Below are 24,578 nucleotides of genomic sequence, written 5' to 3'. Positions count from 1 at the left end.
CGCTCGCAGCTAACCGGAATTTGCTGTTCCAGGGCGGCTGCCCGCCCGGCCCCGCATGAAACTCCCCCTGTCCCATACCGCAGGAACGACCCTAAGCCCCGCTGAAGCGTTTCGTCTCACCGCTCCTGCGCACCGTGACCGACCCAATACCATCCGCAGCCGTGTTGTGCCGCACTTTGCCGCATGGAGGCGCGTTGTGTCAGCCCCCGGCACTACATTCGATATGAAGGTGGGCATAGTGCCAGGAGACCCGGCCGACGAACAGGGATGGGGGCCGCATGGCGAACGACGCACCGCCCCGCTGGGACCGCAGGATGCAGCAGCGGCTGGCGCGCGGCGAGGCCGCCGCGCTCGGCGAGCTGTACGACCGCTTCGCCTCCCTGGTCCACCATCTCGCCCATCGCGTCCTGGAGGACGAGGACGCGGCCGACCGCATCACCCGCGAGGTCTTCGCCTACGTCTGGGAGAACCCGGACGCGTACGACCCCAAACAGGGCTCCCTGCGCTCCTGGATCGCCACCCTCGCCCACCGTCAGGCGGTGCACCGGCTCCGGTCGCGGACCGCCGAGGACGACGGCGGGGGCGGCGAGGGCGGCGATGAGGCCGCCGTTGAGGAGGCCGCCGTCGAGGAGCGCATCCGCGACGCCTCCGTCGCGGCCCGCGCCGACTACATCGTCACGTCCATGCCCGCCCCGCTACGCGCCGCCCTGGAGCTGGCCTACTTCGACCGCCGCGACTACCGCCAGGCCGCCGCCGCCCTGGGGGTGACCGAGGACGAGGCCAGGCGCCGCCTGCGGCTCGGGCTCCAACTGCTGTCCACCGCCTACGTCCCGCCGCCGCGCACCATGGCGCCTCCCGGTTACGGGCGGGCGCTGTGAGCGGCGCGGGCGGCCCGGAGCGGTACGACGCCGGCGACGGATTCGGCGACGACAGAGACGGGCCCGGCGACCTGCCGGGCATTCCGCCCGAACCAGCCGGGCCGCCCCGCATCCCGACCCCGCGGTCCGCCCCCGAGGACACCAGCGGCTGGCCGGGCCCCCTGCCGTTGGTGCCCGAATCCGAGGGCCCGGAAGAAGCGGAAGGCCCGGCAGGAGCGGAAGGCCCGGAAAGTCCGGAAGAACTCAACAGCCCGGAAAGTGCGATACGTCCGGAAAGCCCGCCCGAGGCGTCCCCGGCGCCCCGGCGGACCGACGCCCACGCCGATCCGCCGCGGCCGCCCTCGCACGACGTGCTGCGGTCGCTGCTGGGCGCCTGGGCGCTCGCCGCGTGCTCCCCGGACGAGACCGGCGCCGTCGAGAAACACCTCAACCACTGCACCTCCTGCGCCGAGGAAGCGCTGCGGCTGCGCCAGGCCGTGGGGCTGCTGCACGCCGAGCACAGCCTCGACCTCGACCCGCTGCTCCGCTCCCGGGTGCTGGCCGGGTGCCTCGGCCGCCGCCCGGCGCGGATACCGGTGCCGGGCTGGGCCGCCGCGTACGACGCGGAGGCCGCCCGGCTGGACGCGCTGCTGCGGGACATGGGCGAGGCCGAATGGCGCGCTCCGGTGCGGCTCAAGTGGTTCGACGGGCAGCGGCTCACCGGGCGGGACACCACCGTCGCCGGGGTGATCGGGCATCTGATGGTGGTGGACGGCGTCGTCGCCGCGTCCCTCGGGCTGCCCGATCCGCTCGGCGAGCACGCCCCCGGCTCGCCCGCGGCCCGTACGGACGCGTACTGGCACGCGGAGCCCGACGCCGCGGGCGGAACCGGTGCGTCCGCCCTGCTGCGGGAGTTGTGGCGGGAGCAGGGGCACTCGCTGGTCCGTACGGTGTCGTTCGCCGGGCGCGGGGCCTCGGACCTCTCCGTCCCGTTCGGTGACTTCACCCTGCCGGTCCGCGACGCGTTCCTGGACCGCGCCTTCGCGTGCTGGGTGCACGCCGGGGACATCGCCGAGGCCGTCGACTACCCGTATGAACTCCCCTCGTCCGCCCACCTCAAGGCCATGATCGACCTGTGCGCCCGGCTGCTGCCCGACGCGCTGGCCGAGCGGCGCCGCGCCGGGCTCGCCGCCCCGCCGCGCCGCCTGGTGGAGGCGGGCGCCCCGGGCCGTACGCTCCATCTGGAGGTCGAGGGCACCGGCGGAGGCAACTGGTACATCCCGTTGGACTCACCGGCCGCCGTGGGCACGGCGGAGGAGACGGTGGCCCACATCGCGCTGGACCCGGAGGCCTTCTACCAGCTGGCGGCCGGGCATGTGCCGCCGCAGGAGGCGGCGGTGGGGCAGCTGGGGGACGTGGAGGCGATCCGCGACGTGCTGTTCGCGGCGGCCTCGCTGTCGCGGCTGTGACCGCGGCCGCGAGAGGTGGGCCGAAGATCAGCCGAAGACGACCGTACGGTGGCCGTTCAGCAGCACGCGGCGCTCGCTGTGCCACTTCACCGCGCGCGCCAGCGCCTGGCACTCCACGTCGCGGCCGACCGCGACCAGCTGGTCAGGGGTGACCTCGTGACCGACGCGCTCGACCTCCTGCTCGATGATCGGGCCCTCGTCCAGGTCGGCCGTCACATAGTGCGCCGTCGCACCGATCAGCTTCACCCCGCGCGCATGGGCCTGGTGGTACGGCTTGGCGCCCTTGAAGCTCGGGAGGAAGGAGTGGTGGATGTTGATGATCCGGCCGGACAGCTCCTTGCACAGGTCGTCGGAGAGCACCTGCATGTAGCGGGCCAGCACCACCAGCTCGACGTTCTCCGCCCGCACCAGCTCCAGCAGCTCCGCCTCGGCCTGCTGCTTGGTCTCCTTGGTGACCGGGATGTGCCGGAACGGAATCCCGTACGAGCCCACCAGCTCCCGGAAGTCGGTGTGGTTGGAGACCACGGCCGCGATCTCCACCGGGAGCGCGCCGATCCGGGAGCGGAAGAGCAGGTCGTTCAGGCAGTGCCCGAACTTGCTGACCATCAGCACGATGCGCATCTTCTGGTCCGCCCGGTGGATCTGCCAGTCCATCCCGAAGGAGTCCCCGACCGCCGCGAAGCTCGCCCGCAGGTCCTCCACCTTCACCGGGGAGACGGCGCGGAAGTGCACCCGCATGAAGAAGAGCCCCGTGTCCCGGTCCCCGAACTGCTGGCTGTCCTCGATGTTGCAGCCGGTCATGAAGAGGTAACTCGACACGGCGTGCACGATGCCCTGCTTGTCCGGGCAGGACAGCGTGAGGATGTACTGGTCGGGAACGGAATGCGACTCGCTCATGACTCCATAGCGTCGCACACCCGCGACACTCCTCGGGACCGTCAGCCCGCTCTAGCCCGCCTGCGTCATGATCGCCAGCACCTCGAGGGTGCGCGGCGGCGCGTCCGGGTCCTCCCCGTCGTTCGTGGCCAGCCGCACATGGGCGTCGCGGGCCGCCCGCACCGCCTCCGGCCAGCCGTGGTGCTCGATGTACGCCGAGACGGGGGCATCCGCGCCGACCTGGTGGAGGATCCTCAGCACCCGCAGCACGGCGACGTCGACGAGCGCCGCCTCCTGGGAATCGCGGAAGATCGTGCCGACGTACTTCTCGGCGGACCAGTTGTCCAGCCAGGTGTCCTCGACCAGGCGGTAGACGGCGTCGGTGACATCGCCGTATCCGGGTTGCCCGGCCAGCCAGCACTCCTGCTGGAAGACCGGGTCAGAGAGCATGTGCAGCCCCGAGCGCACATTGGTACGCCAGCGCCACCACGGCATGTCGTTGACAGGCATACCGCCCATGGTGGTCGAGCGATGGCCGCGACGGGAAGACTTCTCCGAACCTTGCACAGTGATCGATCGTACGTTCTTCACACAGAGGGGCGCATAACCCCCCGGGTGTTCACCTCTCCGATACCCGCGCGTTCCCCGCCATAGCGGAGGCGTTCCGCCCGGAGCACCAGGCTCCCATACCATGACCGGACGGCGACGCCCCTCCCCCCGCACCCTACGAGCAGCCGCCGTCGCCGCACTGTGCACCGCAGCCGGCGCCTCCTCGCTGACCAGCTGCGGCCCACTGCCGGGCATGGCGAAGGGGGCCGACAACAAGCCCATCACCGTGATGACATGGGCCCCCGAGGGCACCAAGGCGACCAATATGCCGGGAATGCCCGCCATGGCGCAGGCGTACGCGCGCTGGGTCAACGCCGGCGGCGGCATCCACGGCCGCAAGCTCAAGGTGATCACCTGCAACGAGCGCAACGACTCGGTCCAGGCCGCGCGCTGCGCGCAGGAGGCGGGCAAGGCGAAGGCCGTCGCGGTCGTCGGTTCGTACAGCCAGCACGGCCGCTCGTTCACCTCCCCGCTGGAGGTCGCCGGGATCCCCTACATCGGCGGCTACGGGATGACCCAGGAGGAGTTCAACAGCCCGTACTCCTACCCCGTCAACGGCGGCCAGGCCACCCTGCTCGCGGGCAACGGCCGCCAGCTCGGCTCCCGCTGCGAACGCGTCTCGCTGGTACGCCCCGACACCATCGCGGGCGACGAACTCCCCGAACTCCTCGACGCCGGGCTCAAGGCGGCGGGCCGCGAGCCCGCCCAGGACATACGCGCCCCCGAGGGCGCGGGCGACTACAGCTCGCAGGCCACCACCGCCCTGGAGGACGTCGGCGCCGACAGCTCCCTGGGCTCCGCCGCCGCGGGCGCCAAGCTGGGGAACTCCTGCGTCACCGCCGCGCTCGGCAACCGCACGGGCACCTTCTTCGACTCCTTCCGGCGCGTCCAGGAGGAGCACCCGAAGGTCCGGATCGCCTCCATCATGGGCAGCGTCCGGCAGTCCCTGGTCGACAGCACGGGCGGCAGCAAGAGCCCGCTGGAGGGGACGTACGCCACGGGCTGGTACCCGCCCCCGGACGATCCGCGCTGGGGACCGATGAAGAAGGTCATCAACAAGTACGCCTTCGACGACAACCGCATCGACCCCGACGACGCGGGCACCCAGACCACCTGGATCGCCTACACCGCGCTGCGCTCCGTCCTGATGTCCCTGAAACCCGACGACATCAGCGCGCGCACCGTGCGCAACGCGCTGGACCACGGCCACAAGGTCGACACCGGCGGCCTGACGCCCCCGCTGCGCTGGGGATACAACGACCCGCTGAACGTGCCGGACTATCCGCGGATCGTGAACGCCGACGTCACCTACCAGGTGGTGCGCGACGGTCGGCTGGTCGGGGTGCGCAAGGGGTTCGTCAACGTGGCGAAGACGCTGGAGCGGTACGGCCCCCGGGACTGATCCGCCGCGACCACCGGGCCGCCGGGTTCATCCGAACCCGGCGGCTTCGCCGGCTCATGTGCCGCCGCTCACAGCTGGGTGGCCTCGTGCTTGGTGAGGCCGTACTTCCCGGCGAGCGGGTTCCACAGCTCGGCCGCCCTCCGCTTGGCCGCGGTCGCCTCGCCACTGGCCCGCTCGGCCGCCCCGACCCGCCCGGTCCGGCGGGCCTGGCCCTTCTGACAGCCCTTCTTGCCGCGCGCCTGATCGGCCCACGCCGCGTACTGGTTGTCGGCCTGCGCGGAGGACTTCCACGCCTTGGTCAGGGACGCGGTCAGCTCGGTGTGGTTCGGCAGCTTGTCGATGGTCAGCTTGCCCAGCCGGGTCACCAGGTCGTTGCGCTGACGGGCAGCCGTGCGCAGGTCCGAGGCGGCCTTGGGCAGGGCCTTGCAGGACTTGATGTTGTTCACGGCGTTGATCACCGCCGAGCGGCTGTTGTTGCTGTCCTTGAGCAGCGCGTCCAGCGACTTCGCCTGCGGCTCCGCGGGGTCGGCCGACTTACTCGGCTCGCTCTCACCGGCGCTCGGCTCCGAGCTGCCCAGCGTCGTGTTGTCGTCCTTCTTCTCGTCGTCACCGCCCGCGCTGAGCGCCGCTCCGGCGGCGAGCCCGGCGATCCCGCAGCCCGCGACCACGATGCCGACGAGCACGGCGGGCGACATCCGGCGACGGCGCCCGGCACGCCCACCACGGCCGCCGCGCCCTCCGCCCGCGTCCCCGGGAGCCGGGGCGGGGGCGCTGAACTGCGGCAGCTGCTGCGTCTCGCCGGGAGAGCCGGCACCGGCGCCCGGGGCGGCGGCGCCGTCGGCCCGGAACAGCCCGTCGAACTCGGAGGGCGGCGGCCGGTCGCCCGGACGGCCGGGTCGGATCGCGAAGGGGGAGCCGGTGGGCTTCGGCGGCTGCTGCTGTTGCTGCTGCTGCCGGGCGCGCCGGGACGGGGCGGGCTTCGGCGGCGCGGCGGCCGGGACCGGGGCCGGGAGTACGGCGGTCTCCTCGGCCGCCCCGGCCGGGGCGGCGGGCGCGGACTGCTGCGGGCGGCCACGGTGTGCGCCGCGGCCGGGACGCACGGTGCGCAGCTGGGTGGTGGACTCGCCGGGCGCCTCGGCCTTGGCGGGCCGGTTCTCGGGCGGCAGCGGCGCGCTGGCGGAGGGCTGCTGCGGGGGCTGCGGCTGCGGGGCGTGCCCGGCACCGGGCACGGGGGGCAGGTACTGGGTCGCCTCGGCGTCGCCCGCGGGCTGCGGCGGCAGCACCTGCGTCTCGTCGGCGGCACCGGCGTAGGGCTCGGGCTGCGGCTGTCTGTCCGGCTGCGGCTGTGCGTAGGCGGGCGGCTGGGGCTGTTCCGGCTGCTGGTACGCGGAAGGCTGCGGCTGCGGCTGTTCCGGCTGCTGGTACGCGGAAGGCTGCGGCTGCGGCTGCTGGTACGCGGGGGGCTGGTGGTGCTGCGGCGGCTGCTGCTGGGGCGACTGCTGCTGCGGCAGGGGCTGTTGCGGCGCCCAGCCCTGCGGCGCCCCGTACGACTGGTCGGCTCCCGGCGGCGGGCCGAACGACTGCCCGGGGGCCTGCGGCGGCGGCCCGAACGACTGATCCGGCCCCGGCGGCGGCCCGAACGACTGCCCCGCACCCTGCGACGACCCGTACGCCTGGTCGGTGCCCGACGGCAGCCCGTACGGCTGCCCGGGCACCGGCTGCGGCGACCCGTACGCCTGCCCCGAGGGGCCGTACGGCGCGCCCTCGGGTGGCAGCGGGCCGGCGCCCTGGGGTGCGTCCTGGGGTCCCCAGGGCCGGCCCCACGCCTGCCCACCGGCCGGGGCGCCGTGCTGCTGCCCCGTGCGGTCCGTGTAGTCCGTGCGGTCCGTGTGGGCCGAGTGGGCCGAGTGGTCCGAGGGCTCCGGGGGCCAGGGGTCGCCCTGAGCGGGCAGCACAACGCCCTCACGGACCGCAGGCAGCTGCGGCTCGTCCCCCTGTCCGCTCTGCGTCACCGGGTCTCCTTGAATAAGCGATTACCGAATCGTCGGCTCACGCTACCGGTTACCCACGAGGGTCGGCGCCCGCCGGAGGGAGAGACTGGTCACCGGCGAAAGCCCCGCACAGGCCCGGAACAGGCCCGATGCAGGCCCGGTACAGGCCCGGTGAGGACGCCCCGCGGGCCCGGTGACGAGGGCACACGACCCGCTCAGGCCGCCTGCACCTCCAGCCTCGCCCCGAACTCCCGCACCACCGGTTCGTCCCGGTACGGCTCCAGGCGCTGCTGGAAGTCGTCCAGATACTCCACGCCCCGGTTGGAGCGCAGCGTCTGGAGCAGGTCCACCGCCTGGCCGCCGACGTGGCACGCCTGCTCCACCTCGCGCCCCTGGACGTGCGCCGTGGCCAGCAGCAGGAGCCCGATGGCGCGGCGCCGCACCCGGCCCTCCGGGTGGCCCGCCAGGGCCTCTTCGGCGCGCCGCCGGGCGGGCTCGGCCTGGCCCAGGTCGCGGTGGCAGTGGGCCAGTTCGTCGGCCAGATACGCGTGGTCGAAGTGCTGGATCCACGGCGGCTCGTCCCCCGACGGCCCGCCGCTGCCCACCGCCCGCTCCATCGCGTCCAGGGCGCGCCCGGCCGCGTGCTGGCAGGCCGGGGCGTCCCCCATCAGCGCGTGCCCGCGCGCCTCGGCGGCCAGGAACATCGACTCGGCGCGCGGCGGCACCTGACCCCGCGAGCCTTCCTGCGCGGCCTTGGCCAGCTGCGCGATCTCCCGGGGGTTGCCCAGCTGGGCGGCGAGGTGGCTCATGCTGGCGGCCAGCACGTATCCGCCGTAGCCCCGGTCCCCGGCGGCCTGGGCGAGCCGCAGCGCCTGGATGTAGTAGCGCTGGGCGAGCCCGGATTGGCCGGTGTCGATCGCCATGTACCCGGCCAGCTCGGTCAAGCGGGCGACCGCCGCGAACAGTTCGCGGCCGACCGACTCCCGGTAGGACCCGGCGAGCAGCCCGGAGACCACGCTGTTGAGGTAGTGGACGACGACCGGGCGCACATGGCCGCTGCCGTAGCGGTGGTCCAGCTCGACCAGCGCGTCCGTGGTGGCCCGCACCGCGGCGACGTCGGAGCGGCCGACCCGGGCCCCGGCGGTGCGCGCGACCTGCGCGTCCGCGCCGGTGATCAGCCAGTCGCGGCTGGGCTCGACGAGCGCGGAGGCGGCGACGGTCGAGCCGGTCAGGAAGTCGCGGCGGCCGACGTCGCTGCGCCACAACTCGCAGACCTGCTCTATCGCGCCGAGCACGGTCGGCGAGAACTGCAGCCCCACGCCCGACGCCAGGTTCTTGCCGTTGGCCATGCCGATCTCGTCGATCGTGACCGTACGACCGAGCTTGCGGCCCAGCGCCTCCGCGATGATGCCCGGGGCGCGGCCCCGGGGCTGCTGTCCGCGCAGCCACCGGGCGACCGATGTCTTGTCGTAGCGCAGATCGAGACCGTGCTCGGCACCGCACATGTTGACCCTGCGGGCCAAACCGGCATTGGAGCACGCGGCTTCCTGAATGAGCGTCTGCAGCCGTTCGTTCGGCTGTCGCGCCACAAGCGGCCTAGCGGCCATGGTTTTACCCCCAGTGACTGCTGTGCGTTCTCGGCGGATGCCGTCCCTGTTGATCAGTTCCCCGCGGATATCGCGGGTATACGGCGAATGCGGAACTTGCCCGTATTGACCACATAGACCGCTTGGTTCACGTACGTGCGTACGGCCGCGCCACAACGCCCTCGTACGCCTGTCACGCATGGTGGCTACCCGCTCACACAGCCGGAACCCCATACGCGCCCCCGGTCATGCACCCATGCGCCCCGGCATGCCGTCCCCGCGCCCGGCGGGGGCGCGGCCGTAACCCTTGTTGACGGCGGAAGTTGTCTTGGTCGTGGAAGAGACCATGGACGTGACAGGAACACCACATATTCCGAAGCAGCGCGGGGAGCGGCTGCTCGACGCCGCGGTGCGCTACGCCGAGGAACGGCACTGGGACGTGCTCGCCGGCGCCTGGCTGGACACCGTGAACGGCCTCCAGCGCTGCTCCTGCGGACAGGCCGACTGCCCGGCCCCCGGCGCCCATCCGACCGCCCCGGACTGGGTGAACCAGGCCACCGGCAGCCCGGTCGTGGTGCGCCGGATGTGGGCCCGCGCCCCGGGCGCGTCGATCCTGCTGCCGACCGGCCGCACCTTCGACGCCCTGGACGTACCGGAGTCGGCGGGCTGCCTGGCGCTGGCCCGGATGGAGCGCCGCAACGTCGACCTCGGCCCGGTCACTTCCACCCCCGACCGCAGGATGCTCTTCTTCGTGCTCCCCGGCGCCGCCGCGAAGATCCCGGACCTGCTGCGGAACCTGGGCTGGCCGCCGTCCTCGGTCGACCTGGCGGCCCGCGGCGACGGGGACTACGTAGTCGCGCCCCCGACCCGGGTCGGGCGGCACGGCCCGACCCAGTGGGCCCGTCGGCCGACCGCCGCCAACCGCTGGCTGCCGGACGCCGAGGAGCTGGTGAGCACGCTCGCCTACGCGTGCGGACGCGAAACCCGCGGCCGCGAGACCCGGCCCGCCCCCGGCGCCGACGCGCCCCGGCGCACCTGACGCGCCCGGGCGCGCCCCCCGTATCGTGGGCGCGGACGGGGACATGACCAGTCTCCGGACCAGCCTGACGGTGGAAGACGGGGATTTCCGTGCCGGACGCACACGCAGACGCACACACAGACACAGACACAGCCACAGCCGCAGAAGTGGACACAGACGCAGCCACAGACGCAGACGCGCCCGCCGGGGCGGCGACCGAGCCCGCCGCCGCACAGCGGCGGCCTGCCGTGCAGGTGCGCGGTCTGTGGAAGCGGTACGGGGAGCAGATCGCGGTCCACGGCATCGATCTCGACCTGCCCGCCGGGCAGTTCATCGGACTCGTCGGCCCCAACGGCGCGGGCAAGACCACGACCCTGTCGATGATCACCGGGCTGCTGCGCCCCGACTCCGGCACGGTCGAGATCGGCGGGCACGACGTCTGGCAGGACCCGGCCGAGGTCAAGGCGCGGATCGGCGTGCTGCCGGAGGGGCTGCGGCTGTTCGAGCGGCTTTCGGGGCGCGAGATCCTCGCGTACACCGGGCGGCTGCGCGGCCTGCCCGGCGACGAGGTCGACAAGCGCGCGACCCAGCTGCTGGACGTCCTGGACCTGGCCGGGGCGCAGAACAAGCTGGTCGTGGACTACTCGACCGGTGTGCGGAAGAAGATCGGCCTGGCCGCCGCGCTGCTCCACAACCCGGAAGTCCTCTTCCTCGACGAGCCCTTCGAAGGCGTCGACCCGGTCTCCGCGCAGACCATCCGCGGCGTGCTGGAGCGCTACACCCGCTCCGGTGCGACGGTCGTCTTCTCCAGCCATGTGATGGAGCTGGTGGAGTCGCTGTGCGACTGGGTCGCGGTGATGGCGCGCGGCAAGATCCGCGCACAGGGCGCGCTGGCCGACGTACGGGGTGACGCGCCGTCGCTGCAGGACGCCTTCCTGGAGCTGGTGGGCGCCCGCGCCCAGGGCTCCGGGGACAACCTCGACTGGCTCGGCGGCGGCGCCCGATGACGCTCGCCGATCCGCTCGACGCCAAGGGCCCGCTCGACGCCGCGGCGCCCGCTCCCCCGGCGGCCCCCACCGGCTCGCCGCTGCCCGTCTTCGTCCGGCTGAAGCTGTCGCTGATGCGCAACGGGCTGCGGCAGTCCGCGGGCCGCCGCGCCGCGTACATCACCTCGTTCGTCATCACCGTCCTCTTCGCCCTCCTCCAACTGCTCGGCCTGGTGCTGCTGCGCGGCCACGACGACGCGGACACGCTGGTCACCGTGCTCGCCGCGGTCCTCGCGCTCGGCTGGGCGGTGATGCCGCTCTTCTTCCCCAGCGGTGACGAGACCCTGGACCCCACCCGGCTGGTGATGCTGCCGCTGCGGCCCCGGCCGCTGATCGGCGCGCTGCTGGTGTCCTCCCTGATCGGCATCGGCCCGCTGTTCACGCTGACCCTCGTGGTGGGCTCGCTCATCGCCATCGCGCACGGGGCGGCCGCCGCGGGGGCCGCCGTCCTGGCGGGCGTGCTGACCGTGCTGACGTGCGTGGCGCTGGCGCGGGCCGTCGCGACCGCCAACACCCGGCTGCTGAGCAGCCGCAAGGGCCGCGATCTGGCACTGCTGAGCGGTCTGTTCGTGGCGATCGGCGCGCAGTTCGTGAACGTGGGCGTGCAGAAGCTGTCCGGCCAGGGCGGGCTGGCCGTGCTGCGGCCCGCCGCGGACGTCCTGCGCTGGGTGCCGCCCGCGACGGCGATCGACGCCGTGCAGGGCGTGAGCGAGGGCGCGTACGGGCTCGCCGCCGCCCAGTTCGCCCTGAGCGCGGTCGCGCTGGGGCTGCTGATGTGGTGGTGGTCGCGCAGCCTCACGCATCTGATGACCACGCCGGACAGCTCCACCATCCAGCCGGAGAAGCCGCGGCGGGGCGCCGAGGGGGCGGGCTCGTCCGCCGGCGCGCGCGGCCCGCTCGGGCGGCTGGTGCCCGCGGGGCGCAGCGGCACGGTCATGCTGCGCACCCTGCGGTACGCGGTACGGGACCCCAAGTCCAAGGCCAGCTGGGTCAGCTCGCTGGGTGTCGGCCTGCTGCTGCCCATCATCACCTCCATCCAGGGCAACGGCAGCATCTACTGGGCGTGCTGGGCCACCGGGATGCTGGGCATGCAGATGTACAACCAGTTCGGGCAGGACTCCTCCGCCTTCTGGATGGTCGCCCAGACCATCTCCTCCCCGCGTGACGCCTATCTGGAGCTGCGCGGGCGGGCCTTCGCGATCGCGCTGGTCGGACTGCCGTATGTGCTCCTGGCGGTGGTGGGCTCGGCCCTCTTCATGCACGACCTGCCCGCCGTCCCCGAAGCGCTCGGGCTCGCGTTCGGCCTGCTCGGCGGGTTGATGGCGACCGGCGCGCTGGCGTCGGCGCTGCTGCCGTACTCCATCCCGCAGGACAGCGCCAAGAACGTGGCCCCGGGGCAGGGCGGGCTCGCCTGGATGGGCCTCTTCGGCGGCATGATCGCGGGCGCCGTGCTGTGCGCGCCGCTGCTGGGCCTGACGATCTGGCTGCACACCAGCGGGGCGCACAGCCTGCTGTGGGTGCTGCTGCCGCTGGGCGTGGGGTACGGCGCGGCGATCGCGGAGGCCGGGCTGCGGCTGGCCGCGCCGCGGGTGGCGGGGCGGCTGCCGGAGATTCTGGCGGCGGTGAGCAAGGGCTGAGCCCTCGGCCATGACGTGCGCGACGTGCGGCGCGGGAGCGGGACTGGTCGGGTCCCGCTCCCGCGCCGCCCTTCTGGTGCCGTGTCCCGTACGGCGCTGTGTCCCGTACGGCGCCGTGTCCGGTACGGCGCCGTGTCCCGTACGGCGCTGTGTCCCGTACGGCGCTGTGTCCCGTACGGCCCCCGGCGGAACGTATCTGCGCGCCTAGTCCAGGTACTTGCTGTACACCCAGCCCCTGGTCCCGGGCTTGATGCCGGAGGTGGTCCGCTTGAGGATCTTTCCGTAGGACCAGCTCTTCGTGAATCCCCCCAGACCGCCGGTACGACAGAAATACCGGAAGGAGTCTCCCCGGTACAGCGTCCCTATCGCGCGGTACTTGCTTCCCGGTCCGGTGCGGAATCGGGCGCCACTCGTCGCCACCTTGAAATTGACGTCCGGTGAATTGAACCGGCATGCCGAGGACCCCACGGCGGACGCCGTGGGTGCCATCGCGACCGAGCCGCCCAGCATGAGCACTGCCGAGAGCACGACCATCGAGGCTTGATGTTTCAATTTCACGCGATCTCCCCCCGAGATCAGTGATTTCCTCACGTCCTGGCGTTAATGCGTGATGACGCGTGGCTGAGCGTAGCAGCAGCCAATCCGCAAGCGCCGTAGTGGTAGACGCCATTGGTGCCGCGAAGGTTGAATTCCGGATGGGAATACCTTCATCCGCACCGGCGCACGCCCCGGATCCGGCCATCCACCGCCTTCGCGGCGGGATCCACCGGCCGCGCCCCGTCCTCCCCCATCGCCCCGCCACTTCCACACACTCGCGCTCAGGCCGTCACAGTACGCACACAGTTGACGACCCGGATGCCGAATTCCAGCCCCTAGGATCGTCGATCGGGGAAGGATCGGGCAGGGAGATCGACTTGCTGAACAAGACAACGTGGCTGCGCGTCGCTACGCCCGTTGCCATACTGGCCCTGGCCCTCACGGCCTGCGGATCCGATGAGAAAAAGAGTCATACGTCCACGTCCCATAAGGACAAGCCCCATTCCCGCTTCAACGGGGCGCACAAGAACGGCGCGCGCGGTGCGAGCGCGGCGGCGAAGGCCGTACTGAAACCGGGGCAGTCCGCGTGGCGGGCATTCAAGGAGGACACCGGCGTCAAGCCGTATTACTCGATCACTGCGCAGCGGATCGACGTCGGAACCGCCGCCGACGCCAAGACCCTGGTCTCCGATCCGAAGGACGCCGAGGGCAAGGTCCCCGCGACCGGCTATGTGACGTACCGGCATCTGACCGGTGGCGCCGTCAAGGAATGGCCGCGGGTCGGCGACTACGCGGATGTGTACGCGGACGGGCGGCGCGGCACGAAGGTCATCGGCGATGACACGCCGAAGGGGTGCGCCGACTCGGACGCCATCAAGAACTGGAAGAACGGCCAGAGCTACACCCTCTGCACCACCTTCCTCATCCCGGCGGACGCGAAGCGGCTGGAGATCGCCTGGACCGAGATCGGCGGCAAGCCGTTCGTCTGGAAGTTCCCCGCGCGCCGCTGATGCCGGGCCCCCTAGGGGGGCCCGGGCTGTGCGGGGAGGTTGGCGGCGAGGAACGGCTCCACCACGCGGCGCCAGGCTTCCGGCTGGTCGTAGTGGACGAGGTGGCCCGCGTCGGCCACCTCCGCGTACTCACCGCGGGGCAGGACACGGACCATCTCCTGGGCCTCGGCGCGGCCCAGCTCGCCGTCCAGGCCACGGACGACCAGGGTGGGGCACTCCACCAGGGCCAGCTCCTCCCAGTGGGCGTCATGGGCCCAGCCCGCCCGCGCCTTCAGCATCTGGCGGCGGGAGAAGACGGGCCGCCAGCCGTCCGAACGCTCGGCCATGACCTCGGCGAAGAAGTCGCCCCGGGCGGGGTTCGGACGCTCCAGCGACGGATCGTCCTCGCCGAACCACCTGCGGACGTCCGCGAGGGTCGCGAAGGGCACCGGCCAGGACCGGAACCAGTCGGTCCATTCGCGCTGCGAGGCGCCGCCGAGGGCCGAGGCCCGCATATCGCAGATGACCAGGGCCCGGACCAAGTCGGGGCGCCGGGCGGCGAGCTGCCAGGCCGTCAGGGCGCCCATGGAGTGGCCGATGAGGGCCACCGGCCCCAGCCCGAGCTGCTCGACGGCCGCCTCGGCGTCGTCCACGTACGTGCCGCGGTCGAACGGCCCGTCGGCGGGCTTCTCGCTGCGGCCGTGCCCGCGCTGGTCGAGGGCGACGGCCCGGTGCCGGGTGGCGAGCCAGCGGGCGGTCCGCGCCCAGTGCGCGGCGCGGCCCATCAGCCCGTGGAGCAGCAGCACCCCGGGGCCGCCGCGCGCTCCCGCGCGGCCTCCGGCCTTGGGCGGATCCGTGAACTCCCAGGCCGCGAGCCGCACCCCACCGGCTCCGGTCACGTCGATGCGTCGCACCATGTCGTCTGGCACCTCCATCCCTCTCCCGACCAACCCCGACCACCCCACAGTATCGAACCTGTATTCGAACGCACGGCAAGTGCCAGGCAACACCCCTCATTCGAGTGACCACGCTCAAGGATTGGTCGCCTCCGCCGAGGGGAGACAGCTAGCGGGAGGCGGACTACTCGGGGAAGGAAGTCCGCGGGGGCCGACCCTGGGAGCTCGGGGCTCCGGGTCGCTACGGCCCCGGGTCGTAACGGCCGCGTTCGCGCGGCCCGCACGGTCCGGGGCCCACCGGGGGGACATGGGGAAGCGGGGCCCCGGCGCCTCACGGCACCGGGGCCCTCACGTTCGAACGCCCGCTCGGCATCACTGCCGCTCGCCGGGCCCATAGGAGCCCCCTCCCCTGACTGCGAGCACGCTCGTGCATATGCGTCAGCGACAGGGTTGCACGGGTCGCCCGCGATCGCTCGATTTCCCCGAACTCCGGTGCCACCAAAACGCGTCACCGCAGGTAGGGACGTCGAACGCCGAGGGGCCTATGCCGGGGGCTTCTGCACCGCGCGGCGGGTCAGGGCAGACGCGGCAGCGGTCTGCGGGCGCGAGGAGGGGAAGGGAGGGGGAGAGGAGGGGCCCGGTGGAGTCGGGGCCCTGTCCCAAGATCTAGCGCTTGGCCACGAAGACGTGGGAGGCGATGTCCGCCTCCAGCTCGGCCGCCTCGCCGCTGCTGCCGACCAGGACGCCGCCCGGGGACTCCGTCACGCTCACCACGGAGCCCGGCTGCACCCCGGCCCTGCGCAGCGTGTACATCAGCTGGGCGTCCATCTGGATCGGCTCGCCGATGCGGCGCACGACCACCGTCTTGCCCTCGGTGCCGGGCGCCAGCTCGCGCAGGCTCACCATGCTGTCGTCGAGGAACGGGTCGACCTCGCCCTTCTCGCCCAGCTCGTCCAGGCCCGGGATCGGGTTGCCGTACGGCGACTCGGTGGGGTGGCGCAGCAGCTCCAGCACGCGGCGCTCGACCGCCTCGCTCATCACGTGCTCCCAGCGGCACGCCTCCGCGTGGACCTGCTCCCACTCCAGGCCGATCACGTCGACGAGCAGGCATTCGGCGAGCCGGTGCTTGCGCATCACGCGAGTGGCCAAGCGGCGGCCCTCCTCCGTCAGCTCCAGGTGACGGTCGCCCGCGACCGTCACCAGTCCGTCGCGCTCCATGCGCGCCACCGTCTGGCTGACGGTGGGGCCGCTCTGATCGAGCCGCTCCGCGATTCGGGCGCGCATGGGGACCACGCCCTCCTCCTCGAGTTCGAGGATGGTGCGGAGATACATCTCCGTGGTGTCGATCAGTCCGGACATGCGTGCCCCTTGATGTGTCGTGCGGTGGCCCTGAACCCAATTCTGACGCATCCCACCGACAAGAGAGCCCGATCGGCCACTGCCGCAGCGCTGGGTGGAGGCGGTATTGACAGCGTGATGATCCACAACGCAACGTGATCCGCGCCACGGGGATGTGGACCCAAGTTAACACCGACACGAAGGGCCTCGGCGATGAGCCAGAGCAAGCCGGCAGGGCGCTTTTTCGACGCCGCGATCGGGCTTCTGCGCAGGGTGCGGGACGAGGAATCCGAACGCATCGCCGCGGCGGGCGGCCTGATCGCCGACACGGTCACCGGCGGCGGCCGGCTCTTCGTCTTCGGCGCCGGCCACTCCTCCCTGCCCGCCCAGGACGTCGTCTACCGCGCGGGCGGCCTGGCCCTGATGAACCTGCTCCCGGTGCCGGGAGTGGTCGGCGTGGACGTCGTGCCCGCCACCCTGGGGAGCGCGCTGGAGGGGGTCGAGGGGCTGGCCACGGCCGTCCTGGAGACCGGTCCGCTGCGCTCCGGGGACCTGCTGTTCGTCATCTCGCTGTCCGGCCGGAACACGCTGCCGGTGGAGATGGCGACGGGCGCGCGGGAGCGCGGGGCGACGGTGATCGGCGTGACGTCCGTGGCGTACGCGACGGCGACCACGTCCCGTAGCGCGTCGGGCACCTTCCTCAAGGACCACTGCGACCTGGTCCTCGACAGCAAGATCGCGGTCGGTGACGCGGAGGTCACGGCGGAGGGCGTGGGAGCGCCGTTCGCCCCCGCGTCGACCGTGGTGACGAGCGCGCTGATGCAGGCCGTGGTGGCGGCGGGGGTGGAGGAGCTGGTGGCCCGCGGCGTACGGCCGCCGCTGCTGCGGTCGGGCAACGTGGACGGGGGCCACGAGTGGAACCGCCAGGTGATGGCGGACTACGGCGACCGGATCTTCTACCGGCGGTAGAAGATCACTTGCCCTGGGCGAGGTCCACCGCGGCCGCGACCCGGGCCGCCACGTCCTCCGCGTACGCCGTGTCCGCACGGTCGAAGGGGCGGCGGGCCGGGCCGCGCAGCAGGGTGAGCACGCCCAGGGTGCGGCCTCGGCTGCGCAGCACCGCGCACAGGGCGTGCACCGAGCCCTCCGGCCACTTGCGGGCCGCCGCCCACCGCGCCGCCGCCGCCTCGTCCGCACGCGTCGCACTCGCCCGCACCGAACCGCAGCGCTCGGCCGCCTGGAGCGCCGGGTGGCCCTCCAGATAGGCCACCGGGATGCCGCCCGGGGCGATCGGGGAGCACGGGCCCGCGGCACCGCCCGGCGTGGCCGCCGCCCGCACGAGACGCATCCGCTCGCCCCCGCCGGACCCCAGCGCCCCCGGCGGCACCGGCTCCGGGCGGTCCAGGACCAGGTCGATCAGGGCGTCGTCGGCGAAGCCCACGAGCGCGAAGTCCAGGTGGACCGCGGCGGCCTCCATCGGGTCCTCGCACTCGGCCGCCGCCCGCGCCGCCCGGTGCAGCTGGTTGCCGCGGAAGCGCAGCCGCGTGCTCTCCTGCTCGTGCTCCTTCGGCTCCGTCACGTCCTGGAAGATCCAGGCCACCCCGAGCGGCACCGGCTCCTCGGTGAGCGGCGAGGCCAGCCGCAGGAAGCCGCTGCGCCAGCAGCGGCGCGCCGGGGGCGCGTCCTGCGGGGACTCGCCGGCCGCCTCGCGCAGCGTCACCCACAGTTCGGTGGGCGCCGGGGGCGCGCCCTCGGCGAGGACGTGCTGGAGGGCGTTCTCGGCCTCCTCCACGCCCTGTTCGAGGAACTCGCCCAGCGGCCGCCCGAGCGCGGCGGTACGGCCCGTCCGCAGGGCGGCCGCCGCGTTGCCGTTGAGGACGGCCACCCGCAGATCGGCGTCGACGAGGACGACGCACCAGGACGCGTCCGCCAGCAGCGCTTCGCTCAGCGCGATCGACCGCTCCAGGTCCAGCTGGGCGTGCACCTCGCTGAACGCGCAGTACACCCCGGCCGGGCGGCCGTCCGCGCCCGGCACCGCGGACGACTGGGCACGGACCAGGACCCGGCCGCCGTCCTTGGTCAGCAGGGCGAACTCGTGCACCCGGCGCACGGTGGCGTCCAGGACCTCCATCAGCCGCGCCTCGACGTCCCGCGCGTCCTCCGTGCGGACCGCCCACCCCGCCAACCCCTTGCGCCCCACGGCCTCGGCCGCCGGCCAGCCGAGGATGCGCTCGGCCTCGCGGTTCCAGTGGGTGACGGTGCCGTCGGCGTCGAACGCGCACAGTGCGGCGTCCATGCCGTCCAGCAGCGCGGCGAGCAGGTCGGAGTCGTCCCGGCCGGGGCCGGCCGCGGGCACGGGCGCGGCCGCGGCCCCCGGCTGCGCCGGGACGGGACGGGCGGGACGCGCGGGTTCGGAGCGCTGCGGAGCGGTCACCGGACACCCCCTGCGGGACGTGGTGGACGTGGCTGCCTGTGGTGGTGCACGTCGGAACATTGAACTCGAACGTGACGCGCACCACACCGGATTCCGCGAAATCGTTGCCTCCCGGAAATTCGCTTGTGTGCGTCGCGAGGCCGTTCCTAAGGTGTTGAGCACACGAGAAGGGAGGTGGTTCGGCAGATGTATCAAATCCGGACGCGTGAGGTGACTGCGGGCTAGCGGTCCGTCGTCGCGCTCAGCGCATTCGCCGGACCGGCGTACGAAGGATGTACGCAGCCGGCCAATCCCAAGCAGTCACCCGACCCGCGGGTCGCCGGTACGTCCGACCGGCCCCCAGGCGCCCTCACCGGCGCCAGGGGACAGACCCGCGGGTCGTCTGCGTTCCTGGCGCAACGGCCCCGGCGCGCCCCCTCACCGGGGGACAGACGCCAGACCCGCAGGTCGTCTGCGTTCCTGGCGCAACGGCCCCGGCGCGCCCCCTCACCGGGGGACAGACGCCAGACCCGCGGGTCGTCTGCGTTCCTGAGGCAACGGCCCCGGCGCGCCCCCTCACCGGGGACAGACGCCAGACCCGCGGGTCGTCTGCGCTTCAGCCCGCCTTACCACGCCTCCGCCGCCTCACGGGGACAGGCGCTCGATCCGCCAGCCCTCCCCGTCCGGCGTCCGCACATACCGCAGCCGGTCGTGCAGCCGGTTCTCCCGGCCCTGCCAGAACTCCACCGCCTCCGGCACCACCCGGAACCCGCCCCACTCCGGCGGCACCGGCACCTGCTCGCCCGGTGGATAGCGGTCCGCCAGCTCCGCGTACGCCCGGTCCAGCTCCTCCCGCGCACCGACCACCGAGGACTGCGCGCTGGCCCACGCGCCCAGCTGCGAGCCGTGCGGGCGGGTCCGGAAGTACGCGGCCGTCTCGTCCCGCCCGGTGCGGTGCGCGACGCCCGTCACGATCACCTGGCGGGCGATCGGATGCCAGGGGAAGAGCAGCGAGACGTGCGGGTTCTCGGCCAGTTCGCGGCCTTTGCGCGACCCGTAGTTGGTGTAGAAGACGAAGCCGCGCTCGTCGAAGCTCTTCATCAGGACCGTACGGGAGCTGGGGCGTCCGTCCGCGTCCGCCGTGCCGACGACCATCGCGTTCGGCTCGTACAGCCCGCTGCCCACCGCCTCCTGGAACCACCGGGTGAACTGCTGGAACGGGGTGCCCCCGAGGGCCGTCTCGTCGATGCCCGCCGCGCGGTAGTGCTCGCGCATGGCGGCCGGGTCGTATGTGCGCGCGGAGTAAGCCGAGGGGGAAGCCGGGGGCTCCGGGTCAACATGAGGCACGCGCATATCTTGCAACATCATCGGTCCACCGCACGGGCTGACCCGAAAGAGCGATGCCCCCTCTCCCCCGCGCCGGGGATCCGTAACCCTCCGCCCGCCGCACAAGCGGTGTGCCACTTCTCACGCGCCCCTGTGACTGGCGCGTCCACCGCGCCGTGGCCGACCATGCGCCTGTCAGCGCGGTGCCCCGGCGCCGGTTTTCGCCCCTGTTGGGTGACCACCGCACGGACGGGGCACACCACCGGGTACCCGGTACGGACCGCGAGCCGTCGGCCGCGGAGCCGTCCGGGGCCGGACGACCCCGATGGCACCGTTCTCCGCCCCACTGACGTTTCATCCGCACCAGCCGTATCCCCGCACCGTTGTTCGTTCCGTAGCCACCCGTCGCCTACACCATGAGGAGCCGCCCGATGTCGGACTTCGTACCCGGACTCGAGGGAGTCGTCGCGTTCGAGACGGAGATCGCCGAACCCGACAAGGAGGGCGGCGCGCTCCGCTACCGCGGCGTCGACATCGAGGACCTGGTGGGCCACGTGTCCTTCGGGAACGTCTGGGGCCTGCTGGTCGACGGCGCCTTCAATCCCGGGCTGCCCGCCGCCGAGCCCTTCCCCATCCCGGTGCACTCCGGCGACGTCCGGGTCGACGTGCAGTCCGCGCTGGCCATGCTCGCGCCCGTCTGGGGCCTCAAACCGCTCCTCGACATCGACGAGGCCCAGGCCCGCGAGGACCTCGCCCGCGCGGCGGTCATGGCGCTGTCGTACGTCGCCCAGTCGGCGCGCGGTCAGGGTGTCCCGATGGTGCCGCAGCGGGAGATCGACAAGGCCGAGACCATCGTCGAACGCTTCATGCGCCGCTGGCGCGGCGAGCCCGACCCCAAGCACGTCGCCGCCGTCGACGCGTACTGGACCTCCGCGGCCGAGCACGGCATGAACGCCTCCACGTTCACCGCCCGCGTCATCGCCTCCACCGGCGCCGACGTCGCCGCCGCGCTCTCCGGCGCGGTCGGGGCCATGTCCGGGCCGCTGCACGGCGGCGCGCCCTCCCGGGTGCTCGGGATGATCGAGGAGATCGAGCGCACCGGCGACGCCACGGCGTACGTGAAGAGGGCGCTCGACCGGGGCGAGCGGCTGATGGGCTTCGGGCACCGGGTCTACCGCGCCGAGGACCCGCGGGCGCGGGTGCTGCGGCGTACCGCCAAGGAGCTGGGCGCGCCGCGCTACGAGGTCGCGGAGGCGCTGGAGCGGGCCGCGCTGGAGGAGCTGCACAACCGGCGGCCGGACCGGGTGCTGGCCACGAACGTCGAGTTCTGGGCGGCGATCACGCTGGACTTCGCGGAGGTCCCGGCGCCCATGTTCACGTCGATGTTCACGTGCGCGCGGACGGCCGGGTGGAGCGCGCACATCCTGGAGCAGAAGCGGACCGGCCGCCTCGTCCGCCCCTCGGCGCGGTACGTCGGCCCTGGCACCCGCGGCCCGCAGGAGATCGACGGGTACGGGGACATCTCGCGATAGCGGTAGCGGCAGCGTAGGGGCCGCCCATGGGCCCCTACCCCTCGCGGGCCGCGCCCAGCGCCTCGTCCAGGATGCGCGACCACTGCGCCACCACCCGCTCCCGGCGCGCGCTGTCGTCCGTCAGCAGATTGGCCAGGCCCAGGCCGCGGGCCATGTCGAGCAGCCCCTGCACGGCCTCCCGCACCCCCGGGACCGTCTCGTCGGCGCCCAGCAGCTCCACCGCCATGCGGTGGGTCTCGCGGCCGATACGGGTCTCCAGGACGGTCACCCGGGCGCCCAGCTGGGGTTCGTACGACGCGGCGACCCACAGCTGGAGCGCGGCCCGGAACAGCGGGCCGGTGTACAGGTCGACGAGTGCCGCGACGACCGCGCGCGTACGGGCCGTGCCCTCGCCCGCCGGGGCGAGGGCACGCAGCTCCGCCGAACGCTGCTCCGCGACCTGTTCGACCGCGGCGGTGAACAGGTCCTCCCGGGTCGGGAAGTGATGCTGGGCCGCGCCCCGGGACACCCCGGCCCGCTCCGCGACCACCGACACCGTCGATCCGGCCCAGCCGTGCTCGGCCAGGCACGCCACGGCGGCCTCCAGCAGCCGCTGCCGGGTCGCGCGGCTGCGGTCCTGCTTGGGGTCACGCGTACGCGAGGACGTACCGCGACTCACCGACCGGCCTCCGTCGCCCCGGCCTCCGTCGCCCACACCGGATCACGCCGCTCCCGGAACGCCGCCATGCCCTCCCGCGCCTCCGCCGACGCGAACAGCCGCGCCGACAGCTCCGCCAGCGCCTCCCCGTCCCGGTCGAACGCGCGCCGCACCTCGGCCGTCACCAGCCGCTTGGACTCCGCCAGGCCCTGCGGGGAGCCCCGGCGCAGACCGTCCAGCACCGGCGCCAGCGCCCCGTCCGCGTCCCCCTCCGGGTCCGCCACCGTCACCAGCCCGATCCGGGCCGCCTCAGCGGCGTCGAACCGTTCCCCCGTGAGGTAGTACCGGGCCGCCGCGCGGGCGTCCAGGCGGGGCAGCAGCGGCATCGATATGACGGCCGGGGCCAGGCCGAGCCGCGCCTCGGTGAACGCGAAGCTCGCGCCGCGCCCCGCCACCGAGATGTCGCACGCCCCGAGCAGCCCCAGTCCACCGGCCCGCACATGCCCGGTGACCCGCGCGACCACCGGCTTGGGCAGCTCCACGATGGCGCGCAACAGCTCGACCAGCCCCAGCGCGCCCGAAGCGGCCGGGGGCTCGCGCAGGTCCGCGCCCGCGCAGAACGTGGTGCCGGTGTGCGTGAGCAGCACCGCCCGGACCTCCGGATCGGCCCCGGCCGCCGCCAGCCCGGCCCGCAGCTCGGCGACCAGGCGGGCGGAGAGCGCGTTGCGGTTGTGCGGCGAGTCGAGGGTGAGCACCCGGACGCCCCGGTCGCCGGACGAGCGCACCAGAGGCACAGCGGCCTTGGGGTCGGTCATGGGCGGGTCGAACTCCTTTCCCTGGCGCGCAGTTCGCGCCGCAGAATCTTTCCGGCGGCCGAGCGCGGCACGCTGTCGGTGAACTCCACGCGCCGCACCTTCTTGTACGGGGCCACCCGCCCGGCAACGTAACGGATCAGCTCCTGCTCCGAGATCCGGGCACCGGGCCCGCGCACCACGTACGCCTTCGGGATCTCGTTGCCGTCACCGTCCATCACCCCGATCACGGCGGCGTCGGCGACGGCCTCGTGCGCGATCAGCACGGCCTCCAGATCGGCCGGGGCGACCTGGTAGCCCTTGTACTTGATCAGCTCCTTCGCCCGGTCCACCACGAACAGCCAGCCGTCCGCGTCCACATGGCCGACATCGCCGGTGTGCAGCCAGCCGTCCGCGTCGACGATGGCCTCCGTGTCGGCGGGCCGCCCCAGGTAGCCCTTCATCACCTGCGGGCCCCGGATCAGGATCTCCCCGTCCTCCCCCGTCGCCACGTCCCGGCCGCCGTCGACGCCACCGTCCAGGCCGACGACGCGCATCTCGGTGTTCGGCAGCAGCTTCCCCACCGTCCCCGGCGGAACGCCCTCCGCCTCCCGGGGCACCAGATGGCAGCAGGGTGACAGCTCCGTCATCCCGAACCCCTGCAGCAGCGGCGGTACGCCGAGCCGCCGAGCGCACGCCTCCGCCAGCCGCGCGTCCAGCGGCGCCGCCGCGCTCAGCACGTACCGCACCGACGACAGGTCGTGCTCCGCCACCGCCGGATGCTTGGCGAGCGCCAGGACGATCGGCGGCGCCACGTACAGCGCCTGCGCCTCGTACCGCTCGATCGCGGTCAGGAACCGGTCCAGATCGAAGCGCGGCAGCACGATCACCGTGGCACCGGCCCGCAGCGGGGCGTTCATGAGCGCCGTCAGCCCGTACGCGTGGAAGAACGGCAGCACCGCGAGCACCCGTTCGCCCGGCCGCGCCGGGACCAGCGCCTCGACCTGCGCCAGATTGGTCGCGACGCTGCGGTGGGTCAGCATCACGCCCTTCGGGCTGCCCGTCGTCCCCGACGAGTACGGCAGCACCGCCACGTCCTCCGCCGGGTCGATCTCCACCACCGGCTCCGGCGCCGTGCCGTGCAGCATGTCGCGCAGCGAACGATGCCCGCTCGCCTCGTCGCATACGAAGATCTCCCGCACCCCGCCCGCCTGCTCCGCCGCCTGCCGCGCCACCCTCAGCAGCGGCGACACCGTCACGATCCACGTCGCCGCCGCGTCCCGCAGCTGCTGGGCGAACTCCCCGGCCGTGGCCAGCGCATGCACCGTCGTGACCGCCGCGCCGGTGCGCGTCACCCCGTAGAACGCCATCGGGAACATCAGCGAGTTGGGGCTGTGCAGCGCCACCACCTCGCCCTTGTGCACCCCCGCCGCCGCCAGCTCCGCGGCGATCCGGCGCGCGGCGTGATCCAGCGCCGCGTAGCCGACGCGCTCCCCCGTCACCCCGTCGATGAGCGCCGTACGGTCCCCGAACTCCTTCGCCGCGCGGCCCAGCACCGCGTCGTGAATGGGCAGATCGATGGGCGTAACATCGGGAAACTCGCTGCGCAGCACCATGGCCGCTCCCCT

At 73.2% G+C, this 24,578-nt stretch carries 21 protein-coding genes; 9 read left to right on the top strand and 12 right to left on the bottom strand.

Annotation, left to right across the window (positions count from 1 at the left end; genetic code table 11):
- Positions 1-278: 278 nt before the first annotated feature.
- Together ABZ562_RS08605 and ABZ562_RS08600 are read left to right on the top strand one after the other, a co-directional pair.
- Entirely contained in the window at positions 279-878 is a 600-nt protein-coding gene (locus ABZ562_RS08605; protein WP_361475638.1) for a sigma-70 family RNA polymerase sigma factor, read from the top strand.
- Positions 875-2,326: an immediate early protein gene (locus ABZ562_RS08600; RefSeq protein WP_361475636.1), complete on the top strand. Its 1,452-nt coding sequence runs from the start codon at positions 875-877 to the stop codon at positions 2,324-2,326. The genes ABZ562_RS08605 and ABZ562_RS08600 overlap by 4 nt, the downstream gene beginning before the upstream one ends.
- 27 nt (positions 2,327-2,353) lie before the next feature.
- Here the strand turns inward: ABZ562_RS08600 and purU are convergent, their stop codons facing one another.
- Positions 2,354-3,223, bottom strand: a complete 870-nt coding sequence (gene purU / locus ABZ562_RS08595) for a formyltetrahydrofolate deformylase (protein ID WP_055546697.1) — start codon at positions 3,221-3,223, stop codon at positions 2,354-2,356.
- 51 nt (positions 3,224-3,274) lie between these two features.
- Positions 3,275-3,721: a hypothetical protein gene (locus ABZ562_RS08590; protein WP_361475634.1), complete on the bottom strand. Its 447-nt coding sequence runs from the start codon at positions 3,719-3,721 to the stop codon at positions 3,275-3,277.
- A gap of 172 nt (positions 3,722-3,893) precedes the next feature.
- On the opposite strand from ABZ562_RS08590, the gene ABZ562_RS08585 reads away from it, so the two are divergent.
- Positions 3,894-5,213 carry an ABC transporter substrate-binding protein gene (locus tag ABZ562_RS08585; protein ID WP_361475632.1) on the top strand — a complete coding sequence of 440 codons (1,320 nt, stop codon included), beginning with the start codon at positions 3,894-3,896 and terminating at the stop codon, positions 5,211-5,213.
- 68 nt (positions 5,214-5,281) lie between these two features.
- Here the strand turns inward: ABZ562_RS08585 and ABZ562_RS08580 are convergent, their stop codons facing one another.
- A complete protein-coding gene (locus ABZ562_RS08580; protein WP_361475630.1) occupies positions 5,282-7,225 on the bottom strand; it encodes a hypothetical protein in 1,944 nt (647 codons plus the stop codon).
- A 194-nt stretch (positions 7,226-7,419) separates the two neighbouring features.
- Positions 7,420-8,811, bottom strand: coding sequence for a transcriptional regulator (locus tag ABZ562_RS08575; RefSeq protein ID WP_361475628.1), 1,392 nt, complete (start codon positions 8,809-8,811; stop codon positions 7,420-7,422).
- A gap of 325 nt (positions 8,812-9,136) precedes the next feature.
- On the opposite strand from ABZ562_RS08575, the gene ABZ562_RS08570 reads away from it, so the two are divergent.
- The 3 genes from ABZ562_RS08570 (at position 9,137) to ABZ562_RS08560 (ending at position 12,491) form a co-directional block, all read left to right on the top strand.
- On the top strand, positions 9,137-9,829 hold the full coding sequence (locus ABZ562_RS08570) for a bifunctional DNA primase/polymerase (protein ID WP_361475626.1): 693 nt from the start codon (positions 9,137-9,139) through the stop codon (positions 9,827-9,829).
- Between the two features lie 146 nt (positions 9,830-9,975).
- Positions 9,976-10,815, top strand: coding sequence for an ABC transporter ATP-binding protein (locus ABZ562_RS08565; RefSeq protein ID WP_361475624.1), 840 nt, complete (start codon positions 9,976-9,978; stop codon positions 10,813-10,815).
- Entirely contained in the window at positions 10,812-12,491 is a 1,680-nt protein-coding gene (locus ABZ562_RS08560) for a transporter (protein WP_361475619.1), read from the top strand. The genes ABZ562_RS08565 and ABZ562_RS08560 overlap by 4 nt, the downstream gene beginning before the upstream one ends.
- Positions 12,492-12,695: 204 nt before the next feature.
- Here the strand turns inward: ABZ562_RS08560 and ABZ562_RS08555 are convergent, their stop codons facing one another.
- Positions 12,696-13,049 (bottom strand): SH3 domain-containing protein, encoded by a 354-nt coding sequence (locus ABZ562_RS08555; RefSeq protein ID WP_361475617.1) that lies wholly within the window; start codon positions 13,047-13,049, stop codon positions 12,696-12,698.
- A gap of 356 nt (positions 13,050-13,405) precedes the next feature.
- On the opposite strand from ABZ562_RS08555, the gene ABZ562_RS08550 reads away from it, so the two are divergent.
- Positions 13,406-14,038 (top strand): hypothetical protein, encoded by a 633-nt coding sequence (locus ABZ562_RS08550; protein ID WP_361475615.1) that lies wholly within the window; start codon positions 13,406-13,408, stop codon positions 14,036-14,038.
- Positions 14,039-14,049: 11 nt separating this feature from the next.
- On the opposite strand, the gene ABZ562_RS08545 is transcribed toward ABZ562_RS08550, so the two are convergent.
- Both ABZ562_RS08545 and ABZ562_RS08540 read right to left on the bottom strand, forming a co-directional pair.
- A complete protein-coding gene (locus ABZ562_RS08545) occupies positions 14,050-14,934 on the bottom strand; it encodes an alpha/beta hydrolase (protein WP_361475613.1) in 885 nt (294 codons plus the stop codon).
- Positions 14,935-15,579: 645 nt separating this feature from the next.
- Positions 15,580-16,272 carry a metal-dependent transcriptional regulator gene (locus ABZ562_RS08540; RefSeq protein WP_361475611.1) on the bottom strand — a complete coding sequence of 231 codons (693 nt, stop codon included), beginning with the start codon at positions 16,270-16,272 and terminating at the stop codon, positions 15,580-15,582.
- A 192-nt stretch (positions 16,273-16,464) separates the two neighbouring features.
- On the opposite strand from ABZ562_RS08540, the gene ABZ562_RS08535 reads away from it, so the two are divergent.
- Entirely contained in the window at positions 16,465-17,220 is a 756-nt protein-coding gene (locus ABZ562_RS08535; protein WP_361475609.1) for an SIS domain-containing protein, read from the top strand.
- Positions 17,221-17,224: 4 nt separating this feature from the next.
- Here the strand turns inward: ABZ562_RS08535 and ABZ562_RS08530 are convergent, their stop codons facing one another.
- Both ABZ562_RS08530 and pdxH read right to left on the bottom strand, forming a co-directional pair.
- A complete protein-coding gene (locus ABZ562_RS08530) occupies positions 17,225-18,685 on the bottom strand; it encodes a PAS domain-containing protein (protein WP_361475607.1) in 1,461 nt (486 codons plus the stop codon).
- Positions 18,686-19,309: 624 nt separating this feature from the next.
- The gene (gene pdxH, locus ABZ562_RS08525) at positions 19,310-19,939 is read right to left on the bottom strand and encodes a pyridoxamine 5'-phosphate oxidase (protein WP_361475605.1); all 630 of its coding nucleotides are present in this window, start codon (positions 19,937-19,939) and stop codon (positions 19,310-19,312) included.
- A 482-nt stretch (positions 19,940-20,421) separates the two neighbouring features.
- Between pdxH and ABZ562_RS08520 the strand changes: the two genes are divergently transcribed.
- Positions 20,422-21,522: a citrate synthase 2 gene (locus ABZ562_RS08520; protein ID WP_361475603.1), complete on the top strand. Its 1,101-nt coding sequence runs from the start codon at positions 20,422-20,424 to the stop codon at positions 21,520-21,522.
- Between the two features lie 34 nt (positions 21,523-21,556).
- Here the strand turns inward: ABZ562_RS08520 and ABZ562_RS08515 are convergent, their stop codons facing one another.
- The 3 genes from ABZ562_RS08515 to ABZ562_RS08505 are packed head-to-tail and all read right to left on the bottom strand — an operon-like array spanning position 21,557 to position 24,566.
- Entirely contained in the window at positions 21,557-22,180 is a 624-nt protein-coding gene (locus ABZ562_RS08515; protein WP_361475601.1) for a TetR/AcrR family transcriptional regulator, read from the bottom strand.
- Entirely contained in the window at positions 22,177-22,974 is a 798-nt protein-coding gene (locus tag ABZ562_RS08510) for an enoyl-CoA hydratase family protein (RefSeq protein ID WP_361475599.1), read from the bottom strand. The genes ABZ562_RS08515 and ABZ562_RS08510 overlap by 4 nt, the downstream gene beginning before the upstream one ends.
- On the bottom strand, positions 22,971-24,566 hold the full coding sequence (locus tag ABZ562_RS08505; protein WP_361475597.1) for an AMP-binding protein: 1,596 nt from the start codon (positions 24,564-24,566) through the stop codon (positions 22,971-22,973). The genes ABZ562_RS08510 and ABZ562_RS08505 overlap by 4 nt, the downstream gene beginning before the upstream one ends.
- Between the last annotated feature and the right edge of the window lie 12 nt (positions 24,567-24,578).

The organism is Streptomyces sp. NPDC019937 (genome assembly GCF_040631655.1).
Classification (GTDB): Bacteria; Actinomycetota; Actinomycetes; order Streptomycetales; family Streptomycetaceae; genus Streptomyces.
Note: the sequence above shows the minus strand (reverse complement) of the source record. Positions and strands in the feature narration are given on the sequence as shown.